At 55.4% G+C, this 17,928-nt stretch carries 11 protein-coding genes and 2 pseudogenes; 9 read left to right on the top strand and 4 right to left on the bottom strand.

Going from position 1 to position 17,928, the window contains the following annotated elements; all coding sequences use genetic code 11:
- The first annotated feature begins 619 nt into the window (after positions 1-619).
- A complete protein-coding gene (locus XM38_RS23250) occupies positions 620-919 on the top strand; it encodes a hypothetical protein (RefSeq protein WP_080811679.1) in 300 nt (99 codons plus the stop codon).
- A gap of 731 nt (positions 920-1,650) precedes the next feature.
- Here XM38_RS23250 and XM38_RS23245 read toward each other — a convergent pair.
- The 4 genes and pseudogenes from XM38_RS23245 to XM38_RS29275 all read right to left on the bottom strand — a co-directional run bounded on the left by XM38_RS23245 (position 1,651) and on the right by XM38_RS29275 (position 8,314).
- A complete protein-coding gene (locus XM38_RS23245) occupies positions 1,651-5,505 on the bottom strand; it encodes a CHAT domain-containing protein (protein WP_088431189.1) in 3,855 nt (1,284 codons plus the stop codon).
- A gap of 171 nt (positions 5,506-5,676) precedes the next feature.
- Positions 5,677-6,246 carry a hypothetical protein gene (locus XM38_RS23240; protein WP_088431187.1) on the bottom strand — a complete coding sequence of 190 codons (570 nt, stop codon included), beginning with the start codon at positions 6,244-6,246 and terminating at the stop codon, positions 5,677-5,679.
- A 155-nt stretch (positions 6,247-6,401) separates the two neighbouring features.
- Positions 6,402-7,668, bottom strand: a pseudogene (locus XM38_RS29280) (P-loop NTPase fold protein).
- A 375-nt stretch (positions 7,669-8,043) separates the two neighbouring features.
- Positions 8,044-8,314 (bottom strand): annotated as a pseudogene (locus XM38_RS29275) (hypothetical protein).
- Between the two features lie 231 nt (positions 8,315-8,545).
- Here XM38_RS29275 and XM38_RS23225 point away from each other — a divergent pair.
- The 8 genes from XM38_RS23225 (at position 8,546) to XM38_RS23190 (ending at position 17,899) form a co-directional block, all read left to right on the top strand.
- Positions 8,546-8,944 (top strand): hypothetical protein, encoded by a 399-nt coding sequence (locus XM38_RS23225; protein WP_088431185.1) that lies wholly within the window; start codon positions 8,546-8,548, stop codon positions 8,942-8,944.
- Between the two features lie 189 nt (positions 8,945-9,133).
- Complete coding sequence (locus tag XM38_RS23220) at positions 9,134-10,345, top strand: hypothetical protein (protein ID WP_137455211.1); 1,212 nt, start codon at positions 9,134-9,136, stop codon at positions 10,343-10,345.
- Positions 10,346-10,393: 48 nt separating this feature from the next.
- Positions 10,394-10,828 carry a hypothetical protein gene (locus XM38_RS23215; RefSeq protein ID WP_088431181.1) on the top strand — a complete coding sequence of 145 codons (435 nt, stop codon included), beginning with the start codon at positions 10,394-10,396 and terminating at the stop codon, positions 10,826-10,828.
- Positions 10,788-11,858 carry a Dyp-type peroxidase gene (locus tag XM38_RS23210; RefSeq protein ID WP_088431179.1) on the top strand — a complete coding sequence of 357 codons (1,071 nt, stop codon included), beginning with the start codon at positions 10,788-10,790 and terminating at the stop codon, positions 11,856-11,858. Before XM38_RS23215 ends, XM38_RS23210 begins: the two co-directional genes overlap by 41 nt.
- 24 nt (positions 11,859-11,882) lie before the next feature.
- Positions 11,883-12,956 (top strand): catalase family protein, encoded by a 1,074-nt coding sequence (locus XM38_RS23205; protein WP_080805381.1) that lies wholly within the window; start codon positions 11,883-11,885, stop codon positions 12,954-12,956.
- Positions 12,957-13,051: 95 nt separating this feature from the next.
- Entirely contained in the window at positions 13,052-13,879 is an 828-nt protein-coding gene (locus XM38_RS23200; RefSeq protein WP_080805383.1) for a hypothetical protein, read from the top strand.
- 28 nt (positions 13,880-13,907) lie between these two features.
- Positions 13,908-15,908 carry a P-loop NTPase fold protein gene (locus tag XM38_RS23195; protein ID WP_080805385.1) on the top strand — a complete coding sequence of 667 codons (2,001 nt, stop codon included), beginning with the start codon at positions 13,908-13,910 and terminating at the stop codon, positions 15,906-15,908.
- Entirely contained in the window at positions 15,908-17,899 is a 1,992-nt protein-coding gene (locus tag XM38_RS23190) for a DNA translocase FtsK (protein ID WP_080805386.1), read from the top strand. The genes XM38_RS23195 and XM38_RS23190 overlap by 1 nt, the downstream gene beginning before the upstream one ends.
- Positions 17,900-17,928 lie beyond the last annotated feature (29 nt).

The following is a 17,928-nucleotide window of genomic DNA, read 5'->3' as shown; positions in this document are numbered from 1 at the left end:
GCACCGGCGGCTAACGTTGGCGACCTCAGCCAGGTCCACACCGGAACCAGATAGAGATAGACGACATAGGGCACAAATCCGGCATCGGTCATCAAAAACATACTTGCCCCATGGCCCAGAGGCCCCCTCATGTCTAGAACATCACCGACAGATCGTTTGGGGGCGAGGGGTAAACCGTTCTAGGAAAAAGATAGAACGGGTCAGTCTCTGACCCCAATTGTTTGTTTAAGGTCAGAGCTTCATTATTTAGGGTCTCACCCCTAATGAAAAAGTGCCCGTCATTCCGGGCAAGTGCAGCGCGACTCAGAATCCAGGGGGGGCTACGCGGGTAGCAGACGGTCTGTGGGTGTGGAGATTTGGCCTGGGGTGGGCTTGTTGATAGGGGATTGAGACCTCGGTAAGACCGCACTTAATGGCGTAGCTCGGGGTGCTCATCCGGCTCCCCCGGAACCCCCTCTACCAGGGCGTTCCGCCGCCCTGGACCCTACGGAAGGGCTGGTCGAGTGGTCGTTTAAGATCGCGTTGCATCGACAGGGTAGCGAGGGTCCTTCTTGTATGTTTAGTGTGGGCGCGACTCGGAGTCTGAGGATGGCGGGATGGTTTGTTATGGACGCTATCTATGGCCTGCCTTGGTCAGCTAGGGATTGCAGTAAATTTGATCGAGGCCCGCTCAACCATAGAGAAGCACCGGATGAAAATTGTTGCGGCCCAGACGGGAATCTATGGGGACCGGTCAGAAATGACTGGGGACCGCTCAGCTATAGATAAGTACCGCAAAGAAATCGTTGCGGCCCAAAGAAAACTCTATGGGGATCGCCCCGAAATAGAGGAGTACCACAGAGAAATGACTGCGGCCCAGAGAAAACTCTATGGGGGCCAGCTCAACATGACAGGGCGCCCACTAAAAATAGCAGTGTGATAGTTAGAGATGGGAAGCTATGGAGTTTTTGCGGCCATCTCGCCTGACTCTCTGTGATGCAAACCCAGCTTTGAAGCTCCACCAGCAGTCATGGTCGCGTTACCCGATGCCAAAGGCAGGCTATCGCCAACGAGAATGCCTCGGTCTGTGCTTATACCGAGATATTGCGCTGGGCGCACGGCTGTGCGCCCCTACGGGAGATCATGTGTAGTCAGTTGTTGGAGAATTGGTATCACTCTTTACTCGCCACCCTATTCCCTCCGGGCAGGTAAAGCCGTTCATGTCGCTTGGCGAAACGACTACGTTGCTCCTGCGGAGCCGCTGACGCGCTTGGCGGAGCCTGGCTGAAAGCCTTACAGGACAGGCTCTTTACCCTTCGACTGCGCTCAGGGCAAGCTCGTTACTCACCACCCCGGGGTGGGATATCACAGAGGGCACGATCGGCATCGCTGACATCGGGGCTGTGGATGAGGTAATCGCGCAGCCAGTTGCAACTGCGGGCTAGCAGTGAAGTGAACCCCGTGCCAGTTGAGATGACTCCGCAGGGTATCGCGCAGTAGAGTAACCTGTTCCATAAGGGTTTCGTTAGTCTTTCGCAATTCCATGAAACCCTTTTCCTATCTACCCTTCAAGCTTTTGTCCTGTACAGAGGGTCAAATCACTCAATACTCCGAGATGATCCGGACAGATAGGGTGTCTGTTGATAGGATTGAAAGCTTAAGAAACAATATTTACCAAGGATTTCCAATGATTGTAATTCCCGCACCCCAAGCCTCAATATTTCTAATATCACTTTCTTCGACTGTTAAACTTTCTTCTATAGTAAAAGAACCCTTATTGTATTCTCTTTCGTACTCAACTTTTTCATTTAAAAATTCTCTAAGAAGGAACAATTGAGCTCTTCGCAGGGCTTCAGCCCTGATTGGGGCTACTTGTAGATTTTGATAAAATCTTGCCATTAATTCGGGATATAGAGAATCACTTGAATAGAACAAGTCTGCGATAACTGATTTGACACCTGCATTGAGAAAAGCACCTGCGATTCCAAATTTATATTCTCCTCTTTCAAGACCCAATTCTCCGGTGCTCAATACTAATAGGTCAACTGGTGGACTATACCAGTCCTGGGGAGATATATCTTGTGGAGTCAGAATTCTATCCCATAGAACCAGTTGAGGTAAATTGTCTCGATTCGCCAGAGATCCTCCGTGGGTAGCAATATGCACTATTTGGTGATTCTTGCGCCTTCTAACACTCAGAACATTAGGATAGTTAGCATCTTGATCTCGCAGGACTGTCTTGTCCACCCAAATCTCTGACAATCTATCGATTTCTAAGTTGACATATGGTATTGGACCTAAAGCTAGCTCTGGATATTCATCAAAAGCATCTATGCCTATTAGAAGTAAGCCAGATTGTCTTAAGTCGACATATCTAGCGTCAGACAAAGTCAATCCTGGCATCAATCCAAAACTATATTTTTGAACGAAAAATTTCTCTCCATCATAGAGTGCTGCTATTGGAATCCTTCCTCTTATACTCTTGTCCATCAGAAAAACTATATTGTTTATATTTAAATCCCTTAGGTTGCCCTCAATAGGATCGATCATCCATTCGTATAGATCTTCTAGGACCTTTAAGTCACGCCTTCGATATCCTCGTTGAATATTGTCAATGGCCAAAAGGACTTTTTCTTGAGTCACTGAATCAATGTTTTCCTTGATAGATTGACCATCATAAGTGATCAGCCAAAGTGTTAAACTATAGTCCTCATCTCCTTGCGGGAAGTCCTTTTTAGGTGCAAAGTTCACATAGAGAATTGCTGGCGTAACCTCATGACTAGTTTGCTCTCTGGTGAGTTTTAAGACCTCAGATATATTGGCAACCAAGTCATTTTCTATCTCCTCTAACTGAAACCGACTACTAGACAGCTCATTTTGAATAGACTCTAGCTCCTCCTGCGAGATGTTAAGATCATTGCGAATCTGTCTTTCACGCTTAATAAGAGCTTCTTGCTCTTGTATTAATCTCTCCCGCTCACTTTCTATCTCTTGAATGGCTGATGTAGCCCTATTTAAGTCTTCCTGGATTTCTTGATTTTTTCGCTGAGTTGTCGCAGCTTTCTGCTCAAGCTGAGCAAACTGAATCCTAGCTGCTTCAATTTCTTGCTCAGAAATCTTTGCTTGAGTTTCTAGTCGTGTCAGATCTCTGGCAGCTTGTTGGGCTTCGGCTTCGGCTTGTTCTAGTTCTGCTCTTGCTTCTCGTTCTCTTATCTCAGCATCTTGAGCCGATTGTTCCTTGGCGATAAGTTCCTGTTCTGCTCGATTAGCTTTATTAGTTGCAGTACCTGCAAAAGTACCTGCTAGCAGAGCTGCAACCAGGGAAGCGGCTAGCAATCCTGAACTCCAGAACAGTCGTCGTCTTGCCTTGCGGTTGGCTTCTGTCAGCACCAACGTTTCAGATTCTGCTTCCAGCCGTCTGCGCTTCTCTTCCTCCAGTTCTGCCATCAGCGCCTCTAATCGAGGGGCTTGATGCTCTCGAATCACCCCAGCCAGATAATCATGGACCAGCTGATAGCGATCATCCGGGCTATCGGGCAAGTGAATGCCGATGCCGGAGCCGCAGAGGATACGCAGTACTAGATCCAGGTTGTCGTCTTGGGCATTCGTCGCAGGTGGGGGAGTGATGGGGTGGGGGGGTGATGGGGTAATGGGGTGTTGGCGGAGCCTGCCCGGAGGGCTTAGGGGTGATGGGGTGATGGGGATGCCCAAGGCTCCCAAGTCCCGCAGCAGTTCCGGTTTGGTCTTCAGGGGTCTGGTGCCGCGTTCGTCGGTGAGCAGAAACAGCACCAACTCCGCCAGCTGGCGATTTTCTTCGCCGCAGTCGATGACCACGTCTTCCAGGTAGCGCTGCACCAGGGTCTCCTTGGGCTGCTCCCCCAGGTGGCGATACTGGTCCAGGGTCTGGATGCCCTCCGTCTGCAGCTGGGCCCCGACGATCTGCATCTCGATGGGGCGTACCTCCTGCAGGGGACCGGCCAGATCCGCCACCAAAGCGTCGATCAGGGCCGGTTCCAGAAATATGCGGGAGCCCGAGGCCAGCTGCTGGATGATGGCCTTGGCATCGGCGGGGGCAAAGTTGCCGATTTCGTAGAGCACCTGTTTCCCGAGGATGTCTTCCAGCTGGGAGCGGGCCATGGAGCCTTCGGCTAGCTGGTTCAGCCGCACCAGTTGCTTTGCCTCCAGCAGGTAGTGCAGGTAATCCTGCCGCAGGGACAAGACGATCTTGAGGGCGCTGGGTTGCAGTTCCAGGCAGTCGGCGATGAATTGAAAGAAGTCGCGGCGGGCCAGGGGATCGCTGTGGGCGAAGAAGAATTCCTCGAATTGGTCGAAGATGAACACCGGCCGTAGGGTGGCGGCTTCGCACCGGCGCAGGGTGGTAAGCAGTGACGAGTGACGAGTGGCGAGTGACGAGTTTGCCCTGAGGGACGTCGCAGGGGGGCGAGGGGTGGGATCGGTGGCAGGGGAGGGGAGAGATTGTGGTCTCAGGCGGGGAGCGGGGAGCAGGGCCAGGGCTTGGTCTAGGCGGGTGGCTAGTTCCTGGGGCCAGTCGGTGTATTGGCGGATCAGTACCGGCAGGTTGTCGCGGTTATCCAGGGCCCGACCCTGCAGGGCCGGTAGCAGACCGCCATTGACCAGAGAGCTTTTCCCCACCCCGGAGGTGCCATGGAGCACCAGCAACTTGTGGGTCTTGCCGGCGATGCGGTTCAGCAGCTGGTTCAGATCGCGAGAGCGGCCGGAGGCAGTGATTTCCGGGGCGATGTCTTCCAGGGTTTGGGGCTCTGAGCGCACCGTGGCCTGCTGTTCCGTGCGTTGGGCCCGTAACCGACCGGCTCCGATGAAGGCCCGCAGGCCGTATTGCTTCTCGATGGCCAGCCGTTGCCGCTTGATGGTGAAGGCCTCTAGGTACTGCCGCTGATCTCGCAGGCACTGTTGCAGCAAGGCCAGCACATCGCTGTAGAGCTTGGGATGCTCCATCACCCCCAGAGCCCGGGCGGCTTGCAGATGCTCTGTAGCGGCGGCCACCTCTGCCGCGGCATACTCGGCGTTGGCCAGGGTCTTGAGAAACAGAATGCGCCAGCTGCTGGGGCGGGGGGGCAGGGTGTCGAGGGCCTGGCGGGCATACGCCGCCGCTGCTGGCCAGCGGTGTTGCTGCAGGGCCACAGCCGCCAAATGGCCATAGTCTTGGGCCAGCTTGCTGGGGGGGCCATAGGTCTGGTGCAGGGCCAGGGACCGCTGGGCCAGCTCGTGCAAATCATCCCAACGCGCTAACCGGCGCAGGGTGCGCTCTAGCTGGGTGATGCCCTGGGCCACCAGATCCGGTCGACCGGCCTGGTCGAACACCCGCAGACACTCCTGCAGGGGAGTCACGGCCCTGGCCCAATCCGGCTGGCGATATTTGGCGTTGTCGGCGATGAAGTACTGGGCTCGCCCCAGGTAAAACAGGGCCAGCCCCCGCTTCAGGGCCGCCTGGGGGGCATCGGGTTGGCTCTGCCAGTGGGCGGCACTCTGCTCAAACAGGGCCACGGCCTCGTCATTAGGCAGATTTCAGCCCCTGGGCAAAGGCCACGCTGGCCTGTAAATCAGCATCGAGGGGATAGGCTTGGGCCTGCAGATCGGCCAGGGCCAGGGCCACTTCCTGGGGCTGCAGGGAGCCTCAGGTCCAGGTTTTCCAGGCGGTCATTGAAGGACTCGGGGCTATCGGGGGCCAGGAGGGCGGCAAACATGCGCTGGGCCGCCTGCTGCAACTGCTGGGCCAGAGTCGCCCCGGCCAGACGAAACTCGATGGTTTTCGCCGCCGGCGATGCTCTCGAAGTCATTGGCATGGTGGGAGAGCTGCCGATAGCCGTCATCGGTGAACCACAGCACCAGGGGGAAGGGAAAGTCGCGGCGAAACTCCTCCCGTCGCTTGTTCATCTCCACCAGCAGCACTTCCAAGGAATCCACGGCTTCGGTGCCCAACACCAGCACCGCCCCCGGTCGCTGCTCTTCGGTGGTGGCCTGCACTAACCCATAGAGGTTGTGGTCGTGGGCCTGCAGCCGCAGCACATGCACCGCCCCTTGCAGGGCTTCCGATTCCAGCTTCGTCAGCAGGGCCGCCACCATGCGATCGCATAGCCGACCATAGTTACAGCGCACCAACAACAGGGTGATCGTATCGGCGCCCTGGCCAAATGCGATCGCACTGGCCAACTCCTCCAGGGCCGCTTGGTTGTGGGCCGAGTCATCACCGAAGGCAAAGGTGTCTGTAGGGGGCGAGGTACTCATGTAGGCAGGGCGGGAACTTGTCTATAAAAATAGCGGATGTCTTGGCTGGGGAGGTGGGGAGTGAAGGGTGAAGGGTGAAGAGTGAAGGGTGAAGAGTTGGGTTAGGGAGATGAGGCAGGGCGGATAATCCACTGCCACTCGTCACTCGTCACTCGTCACTCGCCACTCAACTCCCTCGCTTCCAGCAAAATCGGATTCACGTCAAACCAGGATTCGCCTTGGTCGCGATACTCGAAGACTAGACGGCTGTGGATCAGGGTTTGGTAGTCTTGGTCGCCGCCGACTCGTTTGCGTTGCCGCACTTGGTGCAGTAGCTCCCATTCCGCTTCCGACAGCTGCAGGGTCATTTCGTTGCGGCGGGCCCGGATCACCTCTTCCAGTTTCGATCGTTGCAGGGGGAAGGCGCGGCCTTTGCGGATCCAGCCGTTCAGCAGCCGCAGCAGATCGCGCACGTGGCCACCGCTGACGGAGCAGAGCCGGACCAGGGACTCGCTGGAGTCGAAGAGGTCGGGAAGGCGCTGTAACCGTTCGGCCTCCGGCACATCGGGCATGGCCCGGGCCAGGACCATCTGCTGCAATCGCCGCATGCCTTCTTCGCAGGTGGTGCCGTCTCGCAGGGTGACGGGCACCATAGGCAGCACCTTGGGGTCCTCGATGTAGCGGGCCGTGAGCAGGCCATACTCACTGGAGAATTTCAGGGCCAAGGGCATGGTGTAGACCTTGTGGCAGTGCAGCTGGCGCAAGCACTCGTGCTGGTCGATGAATAGATATTCCTGCTGGGAGCGACCAAAGGCTTTGGGACGATTGTCGACCCGGTCCAGGTTGTCCACGATTACCACCAGGCCCCCGTTTTCCCTGCTGCAGCAGATGTGCGATCGCAGGTTTTAATAACTCCTCATTGATGGCCTCCAGCAATTGGTTCTTCTGGGGGCCGAGAAATTGATTCAGCCGATCCCGCAGGGTGGCGTCGCTCTTGGCCCGGGCGGTGATCTTGCCGATGCCCGCCGACAGGGACAACTCTCCCTGGCTATTGCCTGACACCCACCCCCATGAACTCGGCGAGCCTTCCAGTTCAATTTCGTTCATCAGGATCTTGGCTGCCCCCTGCAGCAGGCCCCGCAGCCCCTTGGCCTCCCCCAGCTTCAGCCCTTCCAGGCTCTGGCTGATGCCGACGAGCCATGGCCAGCAGCACATCACCGATGTCCACATCGCATTTCCATTCCAGATCCTCTGAGGACTCGAAATAAACCACATAAAAGTCTTCCGCCTCTAGTTCGTGGCGCAGCTTCAGCAGTTCCGTAGACTTGCCGCAGCCGATATGCCCCGTAAACAGGGGCAGGTGGGGTCATCCGGTTGATAGAAGGTGATTAGGTCCTTGATCTCGGTGATGATCTGCTCCCCCCGCACCGCCGAGAAATCAATGTAGAGTCTGCGATCATCGGCATCGCCGGGATCGAGGGTGCGGGCGGGGTTGGTGGCTTGGAAAAATTGCCGACGTCAAACACGGGGGGCAGAGGTCAGTAAACGGCATATGGGAGTTGCCTACCGTTGTACCCCCAAATCCGGGTGGGGAGATCACTCCGAGGAGAAATTTATTGCCCTGGCCGGTAAGTGCGACGGAGATATAAGTACGTTGCCCAAGGCATTCTGAAGATGTCATTCCGACCGGAGGGAGGAATCTCAATCCCACGCGATACAATGCCACGGCATTTACTATCAGCTGGGGATTTATCAGATCGAGATACATGCAGACACCTCATTGCTGAACGTATTCAGCGATGACAGCGTAGCCAGTTGCTACACCTCTGTAGCCAATAGCCGGCCTTCAACCGGTTCGTATTCGTCTTCCAGCAGCCACGTCTGAGTTTCGTCATAGGTCGACGCCGTGAAGACAACCTTATAGCCATCAGCTGGATCATACACACGATGCTCCCCTGATGCATGGCCAAGGAGTAGCAATTACATAGGGAGGAGATAGCATTGGGTCAACCCAGACTTCGACAAAGCTCCAATCACTCTCAACTGGGCCGAGTCCGGGGATGACATGATATCTATCTCTGGCATCAATCTTTACCTCTCCATAAGAACAGCAGTGTGCTTAAACCATGACTTGGGATTTAATCCTGTAACCGATGGAATCGATGCCTTGGCAACTCAGCATGCCCAGTGATGCAAATTGTTGATTTCTGGCTCCGGGGAGCACCGCTTCCGGCTAAATGGAGATATGGATAGGCAGCTGGCCTGAAGGCGCGTACTGACATGAGCAAACTACATCAATATCTTCGGCTATAGTCTCTGGGTGCCGAGCTTTGGGGATACGGTCGAGACCGAACCCACTCCCAGGGCTCCCCTCTACAGCCCCCTCACCCTGGCGCTACATACGTTAGCATTCGGTCCCTTTTTTGGCCTGGTGCTCTACGGCCTCAACTTGATCCGGCGGGGAGAGGGCCAGAAAGGGAATATTTTCGTGGTGGCGTCTCTGGTCTTGCTGGTTCTGAGCCTGGTGTTGGTCTGGGTCAGGTTCCCAGCCCTGGTGATCTTGAATGGCCTGGTGGCAGTCACTCTATACCAGCTAGAGACCCCCCATTTTGACTATGCCCTCGACCACGGCGGCCGGGCCGCTCGCTGGTGGTGGCCCACCCTGATTGGCTTGGCACTACTGCTGCTGCAGGGGTTAATTGCCTTGAGCTGGGGATAGTTGAACGCGATATTGCTTTTCTTGAAGAGATCCAACATTTGTGTGGGCTAGGCCAACAAAATCTGGGGGTTTCTGGCAGTTTTGGCCAAAAAACCATTAAGTTCTCTTGACTTCTCCGGTGTGGCGTCAATACTAATGGGTAGCAGCCTGTGTTCCCAGCCAGTCTCTATCCCCACCCTTGAGGTCGGCATGGCCAACCAACCCCTGACCGTGATTGCTCCCATCCGCTCTGGAGAGGAGCCGGCTCTGCGCCAGGTCTTAGATGCGATCGCAACGGATCTGACCGGCAACCCCTACCTGCAGATTGCCAAGAGTCAGAAGACCCACTTTTTGCGGTTGGCCATTATCGCTGACCCCGAGTACGGCCAACGGCTATTGATGACCGGCAACTACGACGGCAGCCTACCCGCCTATCTGCAAGAACTGGTCAGCCTCAGCCCCGACATGGATGCCCTCTGGAGTAAGTGCGACGGCTATGGCGGCAGAGCGTCCTTTGAGTCCTTCATCAAGGCCCATTCCTGCCGGGCTCAGGCCGCCTACATCGCCATCCAGGGAGAGACCGTAGGCAGCATTCGCAAGCGACTCCAGATTCGCCGCACCCTAGAAGATCTGCTAGACCAGGACACCGTCGCCGATTACCTCGATCAGCCGGGGCTGAAACCCCTGCTGAATGCTCTGTTCAGCCTCAAGCGGCCCCTGACCCTGTGGCAGGCCCTAGCTTTAGTGGGGGCCAGGTTTTGGCAATTGATCGAGCGGCTGATCGGCGGCATTTGCCACCTGATCCGGCAGATTATCCTGCGGATTCTGCGGTTCGTCGGCGGCATCCTGGGCGCCCCTGAGAAAAAGCGCCTGGCCGGGGAATATATCGGTGTCAACGTCGACTTCGAGCGGTTGCGCACCCTGCAGCGACCGGAAGTGGTGCACGGCATCAACCATCTGCATCTGCTGTCCACCGTCAGGCGGGGCCGCCTGCTGCGGTTGCGCATCGTGCTGTGTTTGATTCACTTTGCCGCCCGCAATCTGTTTCCGCCGGGGTCCCTCTCGAATATTCGCTCCATTCACTTCGCCCATTGGGCCATCGTCGATGGTGGCAAGCATCTGCTGTTTGTCACCCATTACGATGGCTCCTTCGACAACTACCTGGGCGACTTTGCCGACCGGGCCAGCGATGGCCTCAACTCCATCTGGAACAACGTGGCAGGCTATCCCCAGGCCGGGGCCGTGGATATCGTCGCCTTCAAGCAGTTTTTCCGCAATGACCAGCAACTGCCCTCCCAGGTGTTTTATCGGGCCTATCCCGAGGCCACCGTGGCGACTATTCTGCGCGATCGCACCATCGTGCAACCCCTGGCTGATGAGCTCGAGCGCCCAGAGGTCGAGACCTGGCTGAGTCGACTGTAGGTCCCCGACTAGGCTCCATAATCGTCTACCCCCATCCAGACTATCCCCATGACAGACCTGACCCCACCGGACCGCGAGGATATCCAGGGCATTGTTCTCAGTGGCTTTGGCCACCTCCTCTATACCAGCTATGGCCTCCTGACGATCACCGACCGGGCCGGGGCCAAAGCCTGGCTGCGGCAGGTGATTCCCGAGGTGACCACGGCCAAACCCTGGCCGCAAAAGCCTGACGGCAGCACCATCAAGCCCGAGGTCACCTGCAACCTGGCCTTCACCCATGCCGGTCTGGTGGCTATGGCCTGGTGGAGACGGCCCTCAACACCTGCCCGCGAGAGTTCACCGAAGGCCTGGCCGAGCCGAAGCGGGCTGAGATTCTGGGGGATACCGGGCCAGCGCTCCCGACCAATGGGAATTCGGCGGTACCAGCGGCCCCCCGATCCACGTGATCGTGCTGCTCCACGGCCCCAGCCCCGAGCGCCTTGACGCCTACCGACAGCAGCTGTTATCGCAGGCTGATAGCGGCCTCACTCTGGTGAGGGAAGAAACAGGATTTCGCCTGCCCAGCTTCAAGGAACATTTCGGCTTCAACGACAGCGTCTCCCAACCGGATATTGAAGGCCTCAGTAAGCCTCGCCGCCACACCCAGAACACCGTTGCCATCGGCGAAGTTTTATTGGGCTACCCGGATGGCTATGGCATCTTGCCGATCACGCCGGTAGTGCCCAACCCAGCCGATCCCGAGAGTCTACTGCCCCCGTTTCCCGGCACGGAACTGCCCGATGTGAAAGACTTCGGCCACAATGGCAGCTTCTTGGTCTACCGCAAACTAGCTCAGGATGTGGCCGGCTTCTGGCGCTATATCGCCGCCCAAACTGTAGATGACCAGGGCACCCCTGATCCCGAGGCCATGGCTCTGATTGCCGCCAAATTCGTAGGGCGTTGGCCCAGCGGCACCCCCCTGACCCTGGCCCCCGAGCAGGATAATCCCCAGCTGCCGGATAAAAATGCCTTTGCCTATCTGGCCGAAGACGCCGATGGCCGACGCTGCCCCATGGGAGCCCACATCCGCCGCACCCACCCCCGCGATTCCCTGTTGGATGCCCCCGGTGAGGGATCGGTTACCACCTCTAGCCGCCATCGAATCTTGCGACGGGGCAGCCTGTTTGGCGACCCCCTGTTTCCCTTAGATGACATCGAGGCCGGCAAGCTGCCCTTGGATATCGAAGACGACGGTCAGCTACGGGGCTTGCATTTCTTTTGCCTCAATGCCGACATCGGCCGCCAATTCGAGTTTGTGCAGCAGACCTGGGCCAACGATCCCAGCTTCAATGGCCTCTATGACAACAAGGACCCCCTGATCGGCGACAACGATGGCACCGGCACCATGACCATTCCCCGCTGCCCGGTGCGCCAGCGCCTGCTGAATTTACCTCGGTTTGTGGCCATGCGGGGCGGCGGCTATTTCTTGCTGCCCAGCCTCAAGTCCCTGCGGTTCCTCGCCAATGCTCCCTAATGTCCTCACTCCCTGGAGGTTGCCATGCCTGCCCCAGCCCTTGGTCAAGAACAGATACCGCCGGATGAAGCCGCGGCCATTGCGGCGGTCACCGATATCAGTGAGCGGATTCTGAATAAACAGCCGCCGGTGAAGCGGGGAGAGCATCCCAAGGGCCATGGCTGCGTCCGGGGCAGTTTCCAGGTAGATCCGCACCTGCCTGAGGATCCGGCCCTGCGGCTGGGGGTGTTGCAAACGCCGGGGCAGACCTTTCCGGTCTGTATTCGCTACTCCAACTTCAGCGTCAAGGACGATGCCAAGGGGGATGCCCATGGCATGGCCCTGAAGTTATTTGAAGTCCCAGGACAGAAGATTCTAGAGGGGGAACAAGAGGCCCGCACCCATGACTTTCTGTTGGTGGATTTTCCGGTGTTTCCGGTGCGGGACGCCAAGGACTATGTGGAATTTTTCGGCGACATCGAGCGCACCCAGAGCCGCAATCCGATTCGATTCTTTTTAACCGGCCTTAATCCCTTGCGGTGGCGCTGGCGGGAGCTCTGGATCGCCCTGCGGATTCGCCTGAAGACCATCCACAGTCCCTTGGAGGTCCAGTACTGGAGCATGACCCCCTATCGCCTGGGGGAGAGGGCAGTGAAATATGTGGCCATTCCCCATGAAGTTAACCGGGAGGGGGGCTTCTGGCGGCGGTTGGGCTTTCGCTCCCGGGACTATCTGCGGGAACGGATGCGATCGCACCTGCAGGACCACAGTGCCGGCTTCGATTTCTACGTGCAGATCCAGACCGACCCGGTGAAAATGCCGGTGGAAGACCCCCGCATTCGCTGGTGGGCACCTCTGCAGAAGGTGGCCACCCTCACCATTGCGGCTCAATCCTTCGAGTCTTCAGAGCAGGCAGCCTTCTGTGAAAATCTCTCCTACAGCCCCTGGCACGCCCTGCCGGAACATCGGCCCCTGGGCGGCATCAACCGCACCCGCCGCGCCGTCTACGACACTATTTCCCGCATTCGCCACCAGCTGAATCAGGTGCCCCGCCAGGAACCCAGCCTGGCGGAGTTCGACGCCGTGTTTCCGCCACCGTCGGAATCATTGTCATCGTAGGGAAAGACTGTCAAGTCTCGTTAATGCCTGGCTAAATTCTCCGGCAATAGCAAGTTCCTTGCATAAACTAGGGACAACCCCTCCCGGATGCACTTATGGAGTTAGATTCGATAGAACAAAAGTTCCTGCTGCGCTTGTTGGAGTACCCACCTGACTATCGCAGCCTCATCAGTCAAATTCAGCCTAATTCTAAGACAAAGGCTAGCGAACGGGATAAAGCCTGTCGTGCCCTGACCAGCAAAGGATTGGTGGCCTATATCGAAGAGATTCAGCGCTATCGCATTACCCGGGCTGGCAAAACCCTACTTAACCAAGACACCAGCGTGCTGCCAGTGACCCCGGATGAGTTGGCTTTAGTCAGAGCCGCTACGACCAAGTCAGCCACACCGGGGCAGGCAAAGCAGGTTCCCCCTAGCGAGCGCCAGCGGTTGCTACACCAATTGCAGCAACGGGGTATGATTCAAGCGACTAAGACACAAATCAAGGAGGTCTGGCTTACTCCCGAGGGGCGACATTACTTGCTACAGGAGTACACACCTACAAACTCCTCTCTCCTAATGACGTCAGCGATGATAGGCCACTATGCCACCTTTTTGCGCCAAACCCTGGCGACCACTCAAGGGGCAGTCGCCTCAGCATCTACAACTGCCGATGCAATAACCCCAGAGGCTGTGCTAGAGACCATTCGCCAACTCGATCGACAGCTAGGCACCGACAACTATCTGCCTATTTTCCATCTGCGTCAGGCCTTGCAGCCTCCCCTTACCCGGGAAGCTCTGGATGCCATGCTCTACGAGCTGCAGCGATGCGATCGCATCGAACTAGACACACTCCAGGATGTATCCACCTATAGTGACGCTGAATTAGCAGCAGGGATCCCCCAACATATTGGCGGGAATTTATTTTTTATTAGCCTAATTTAATCGCAGTACAAGAGAATGGTGGCTGCTTGTGACTTCGCTCAAACAATTAGTCAAAAGAAATCTTAACCCCTTTGATCCCAGCACTTTTAGACCTGGAAACTTCTGGCAAGAAAATCAAGATCCCAACCTGGTTGTTGATGCCATCCATTGGCAAATTCTCCAGGAAATTGAACAAACTATAAATCAAATTACCGTTGATCACATTACTCGGACCATTCTCCTAGCAGGAGCATCAGGGTCAGGAAAGAGTTATCTACTCGGTCGCCTTAAGCGTCAGCTAAACAACAAAGCTTTCTTTGCTTATATTGGACCTTGGCCCGACAGCAACTATCTATGGCGTCACACGCTCCGCAACACCATTGACAGCCTGATTCACGTACCAGAAGGCCAATCAGAGTCTCAACTCTTACTGTGGTTAAAAAGCCTTCCTAGCTTACGCAATCGCTCTCTTACCAAGTGGATATTGGGAGAAAGGGGAACTTTTGTACGTGATTTGGCAGCCAGTTTTCCTGCTGGCATTTACAATGGCAAGGAATTCTTTGGCGTCCTCTATGATCTGGCCACCAATTTTGATCTTAGAATGCTGGCCTATGCCTGGCTGAAGGGGGATGATCTTGACAAGGAAGATCTCCAGAAACTTCAAGTTCGCAAGTCCATCACCTCAGAAGATGCAGCCCAGAAAATATTGGGCAATATTGGGCGAATTGCAGATTCCACTCAGCCCATTGTACTTTGCTTTGACAACTTAGACAGTATTCCAAGACTTCCAAACGGCAAACCTGATCTCCAGAGCCTATTTAACCTAAACTCTACCATTCACAATGAAAATCTCAAAAATTTCTTGGTGCTCATTAGTGTTGTCAGCAGTACCTGGCAAGCCAATCGAAATACTATTCAACCTGCCGACAAAGCTCGAATCAACCAAGTTTTACAGCTTCGCCAAATCAACTTAGACCAGGCCGCCGCTCTATGGGCTACCCGTTTGGCTCCTCTCCATGCCCAAGCCAGACCTGAGCCAGAAAGTCCTATCGCCCCCTTGACTCGAAACTGGTTAAAACATCAATTTCCAGGGGAAAAAGCCCTACCGCGTAACGTGCTTAAGCTGGGCCAACAGCTCATTACCTACTACAAACAGCATGGCCGAATGCCTAAGTTTCCGCCAGACAAGGTGAAGGGTGATGGCGATAATGGACAGGGAACTGGCGAGCAGAAATTAGCAAGTTTCCAGCTTACCTGGGATAAAGAGTTTAGGAGTGTCCGTCAGAAGGTAATGCGAATTAATCAATTCTCATCCCCCGAGCTAATCTGGCGTCTTAGGCAAGCTCTCGAGGCCCTAGAAGTACCCCAAATCACCTCTCAATTTCTTCAGAGCAGCACCTATGCTTCCTATTCCCTGTCCTACCAAAAATCGAATCGTACTGGCATCGTTTGGAGCGAAGATCCCAACATGCAGTCCTTCTATCACATCATGAAGTCCTGCCAGAAAATGGTCACCAACCAGTTCTGCGATCATCTTTTCTTGATCCGAGCAGAGGGGGTAGGACAAGCGAAGAATAAAGGTCATCAAATCTATCGTCAAATCTTCGATAGTCGGGCTAACTGTATCCACATAAAGCCTGACTTACTCTCACTTCAGTACCTGGAAACCTACCACCAGCTCGCGAATGCGGCCCGGGCTGGCGAATTAGTGATCGATCAAAAAACTCCCCATCTCCAGGATCTGCAATCCTTTGTCCGCCAATCTAAAGTGCTCGAACAATGCCCTCTACTCCAGAAATTGCAGCTTGTAACCGGTAATCCACCGCCACCCCCTTTAGAAGAAGTGAGACGATATGTCCTCAATCTCATGACAACTCAACTCTTCATTGGGCTCATGGTGTTGATAGAAAGTACTCAGCAGCAATTCCCAGATCTCAGTGAGCAAGAGATCGATCAGGTGATTGAAGCCCTTTGCCAGGAAAATCGGATTCAAGTCTTAGATCCCCGTGCCAGCCGTCAAGCACAGTTAATTTGCTACGTGACTCCCTAATGTCTTCCCTCAGTGTCAGTAAAATTCGTCTTGCCTTTGAGTGTCCCCGCCTGTTGTATCTGGGGCATCACTTCGGTGGCATGACCATGTTTTTGCCCGCAGCAGGTCCCACAGGCATTGGCAAAATCTTTCATCAGCTGTCAGACCAGTTTGTCAAGCAGTTGCGCTCAGAACCGACCTTCCAGCATCTCTTGACTCCAGAGGCGCAAACCCTTGACGTTGAAGGCATTGCCCAGCAATTGCAGCAACGGCTCTATCAGAGCCACTTTTTTCCCTACTTGCAGGGGGCGATTGCTGAAGACCCTAGTAAAGCCCAGGCCCTGCATCAACTGTGGCAAGGGTTGCAGGGATTGATCCGGCGATGGGCGCAACTATTGGTGAGCAATCGCCGCTTCTGCAGTCCAAAAGAGGTGATTGCCAAGACCTTCATAGCCCAGGAATTGAAAGTCAAATATGAGTTCACCCTCCCCGATGGCAGCCATCAACTTGTGCAAGGCCAATTTGACAGCCTGGTGTATGACTTCGCGCAGCACCGTCTCTGTGTGGTGGAGTACAAAACCTATCAATCGCCAGAGCCCTCGGCCCAATTGGCCCAGGTAGCCCTCTATGGCTATATGCTACGGGAAAAAATTGGTGTGCCCATTGATTCTGCTGTTTATAGTGTGCTGCCAGACTGGCAAGAGCAGATCTATTCCTGGCAGCAGTTAGAAGCGGCGGTGCATCAGCTGATTCCCCAAAAGTTGCAACAAATCCGCGATTGGTTAGCCTGGCAGCCCCATCAGGGGGAACCACCACCGAAAGCGGTGCAGTTGGAGCTCTGTAATATTTGTCCGCAATTCAAAAAATGTCAGACCTATTTCGAGCCCCAAGCAACAGTGCCACCGGTTCAACCAGGCCAGTTACCGCCACCGCCGCCACCTGGGCCGAAGCCGCCTGAGCCTAAGCCCACGTCCCCCACTGTAGAAGTAGATGCCATCGCGGCCCATCTGGTCCGTACCCTGGAGTCCTTTGGGGTGGGTGTAGACCTGCAGGGGGTGGCCCTGGCCCCGGCCTTTTTGCGGGTGAAATTGAAACCTCAATTAGGGGTCAAGGTCAACTCTATCCTGCGGCTAACTGACGATCTGCGGGTGCAATTGGGTCTCACGGCTCCGCCCATGATTGCTCCCCAGGCGGGCTATGTCAGTGTGGATTTACCCCACCCCGATCGGCAAACCGCCCAGTTTAACGAGTACATAACGCCCCAAAAGCTGCCCGTCACTGCTCCGGTACAGATTGCCATTGGTGTGAACCTGGAAGGCAATCTAGTGGAAGCTGATTTGTCCGATCCCAATACCTGCCATTTTTTGGTGGGAGGCACCACTGGCAGTGGTAAGAGTGAATTCTTGCGATCGCTTCTACTCAGCCTACTGGTGCGCCATTCTCCCGAGCAGTTGCAGATTGCTCTGGTGGACCCCAAGCGAGTTACCTTCCCGGAATTTGAGACCATTCCCTGGTTGCGCCAGCCCATTGTTAAAAATACCGAGGGTGCGATCGCACTGATGGACTCCCTCATGGACGAAATGGACCATCGCTATCAGCGCTTCGAACAGAATCGCTGCTCCGACCTCAGCCGCTATAACCAACAAGCCAGCTCTCCTATGCCTCGTATTGTCTGCATATTCGACGAATATGCAGACTTCATGGCTGAAAAAGACAGTCGCACGGCTCTAGAGCAAAGCATCAAACGACTCGGGGCCATGGCCCGCGCTGCCGGTATTCATCTGATCATCGCCACCCAACGACCCGATGCCAAGGTAGTTACCCCCTTGATTCGCTCCAACTTACCCGGTCGCGTTGCCCTCAGAACCGCCAGCGCAGCCGATTCCGCCATTATCCTGGGAGGTAAACAGGGAGAAGCCGTCAACCTGCTGGGCAAAGGCGACTTGCTCTACCTGAGGGGGGCGCAACTGCTACGGCTCCAAAGCCTCTTTGCACCTATCATTCAGCTCTAGCTGATGTTATGTAGAGACTCAATGTTTTA

Origin of the sequence: Halomicronema hongdechloris C2206 (assembly GCF_002075285.3) — a bacterium.
Lineage (GTDB): Bacteria > Cyanobacteriota > Cyanobacteriia > Phormidesmidales > Phormidesmidaceae > Halomicronema_B > Halomicronema_B hongdechloris.
This window is presented reverse-complemented; position numbering and strand designations above follow the sequence as displayed.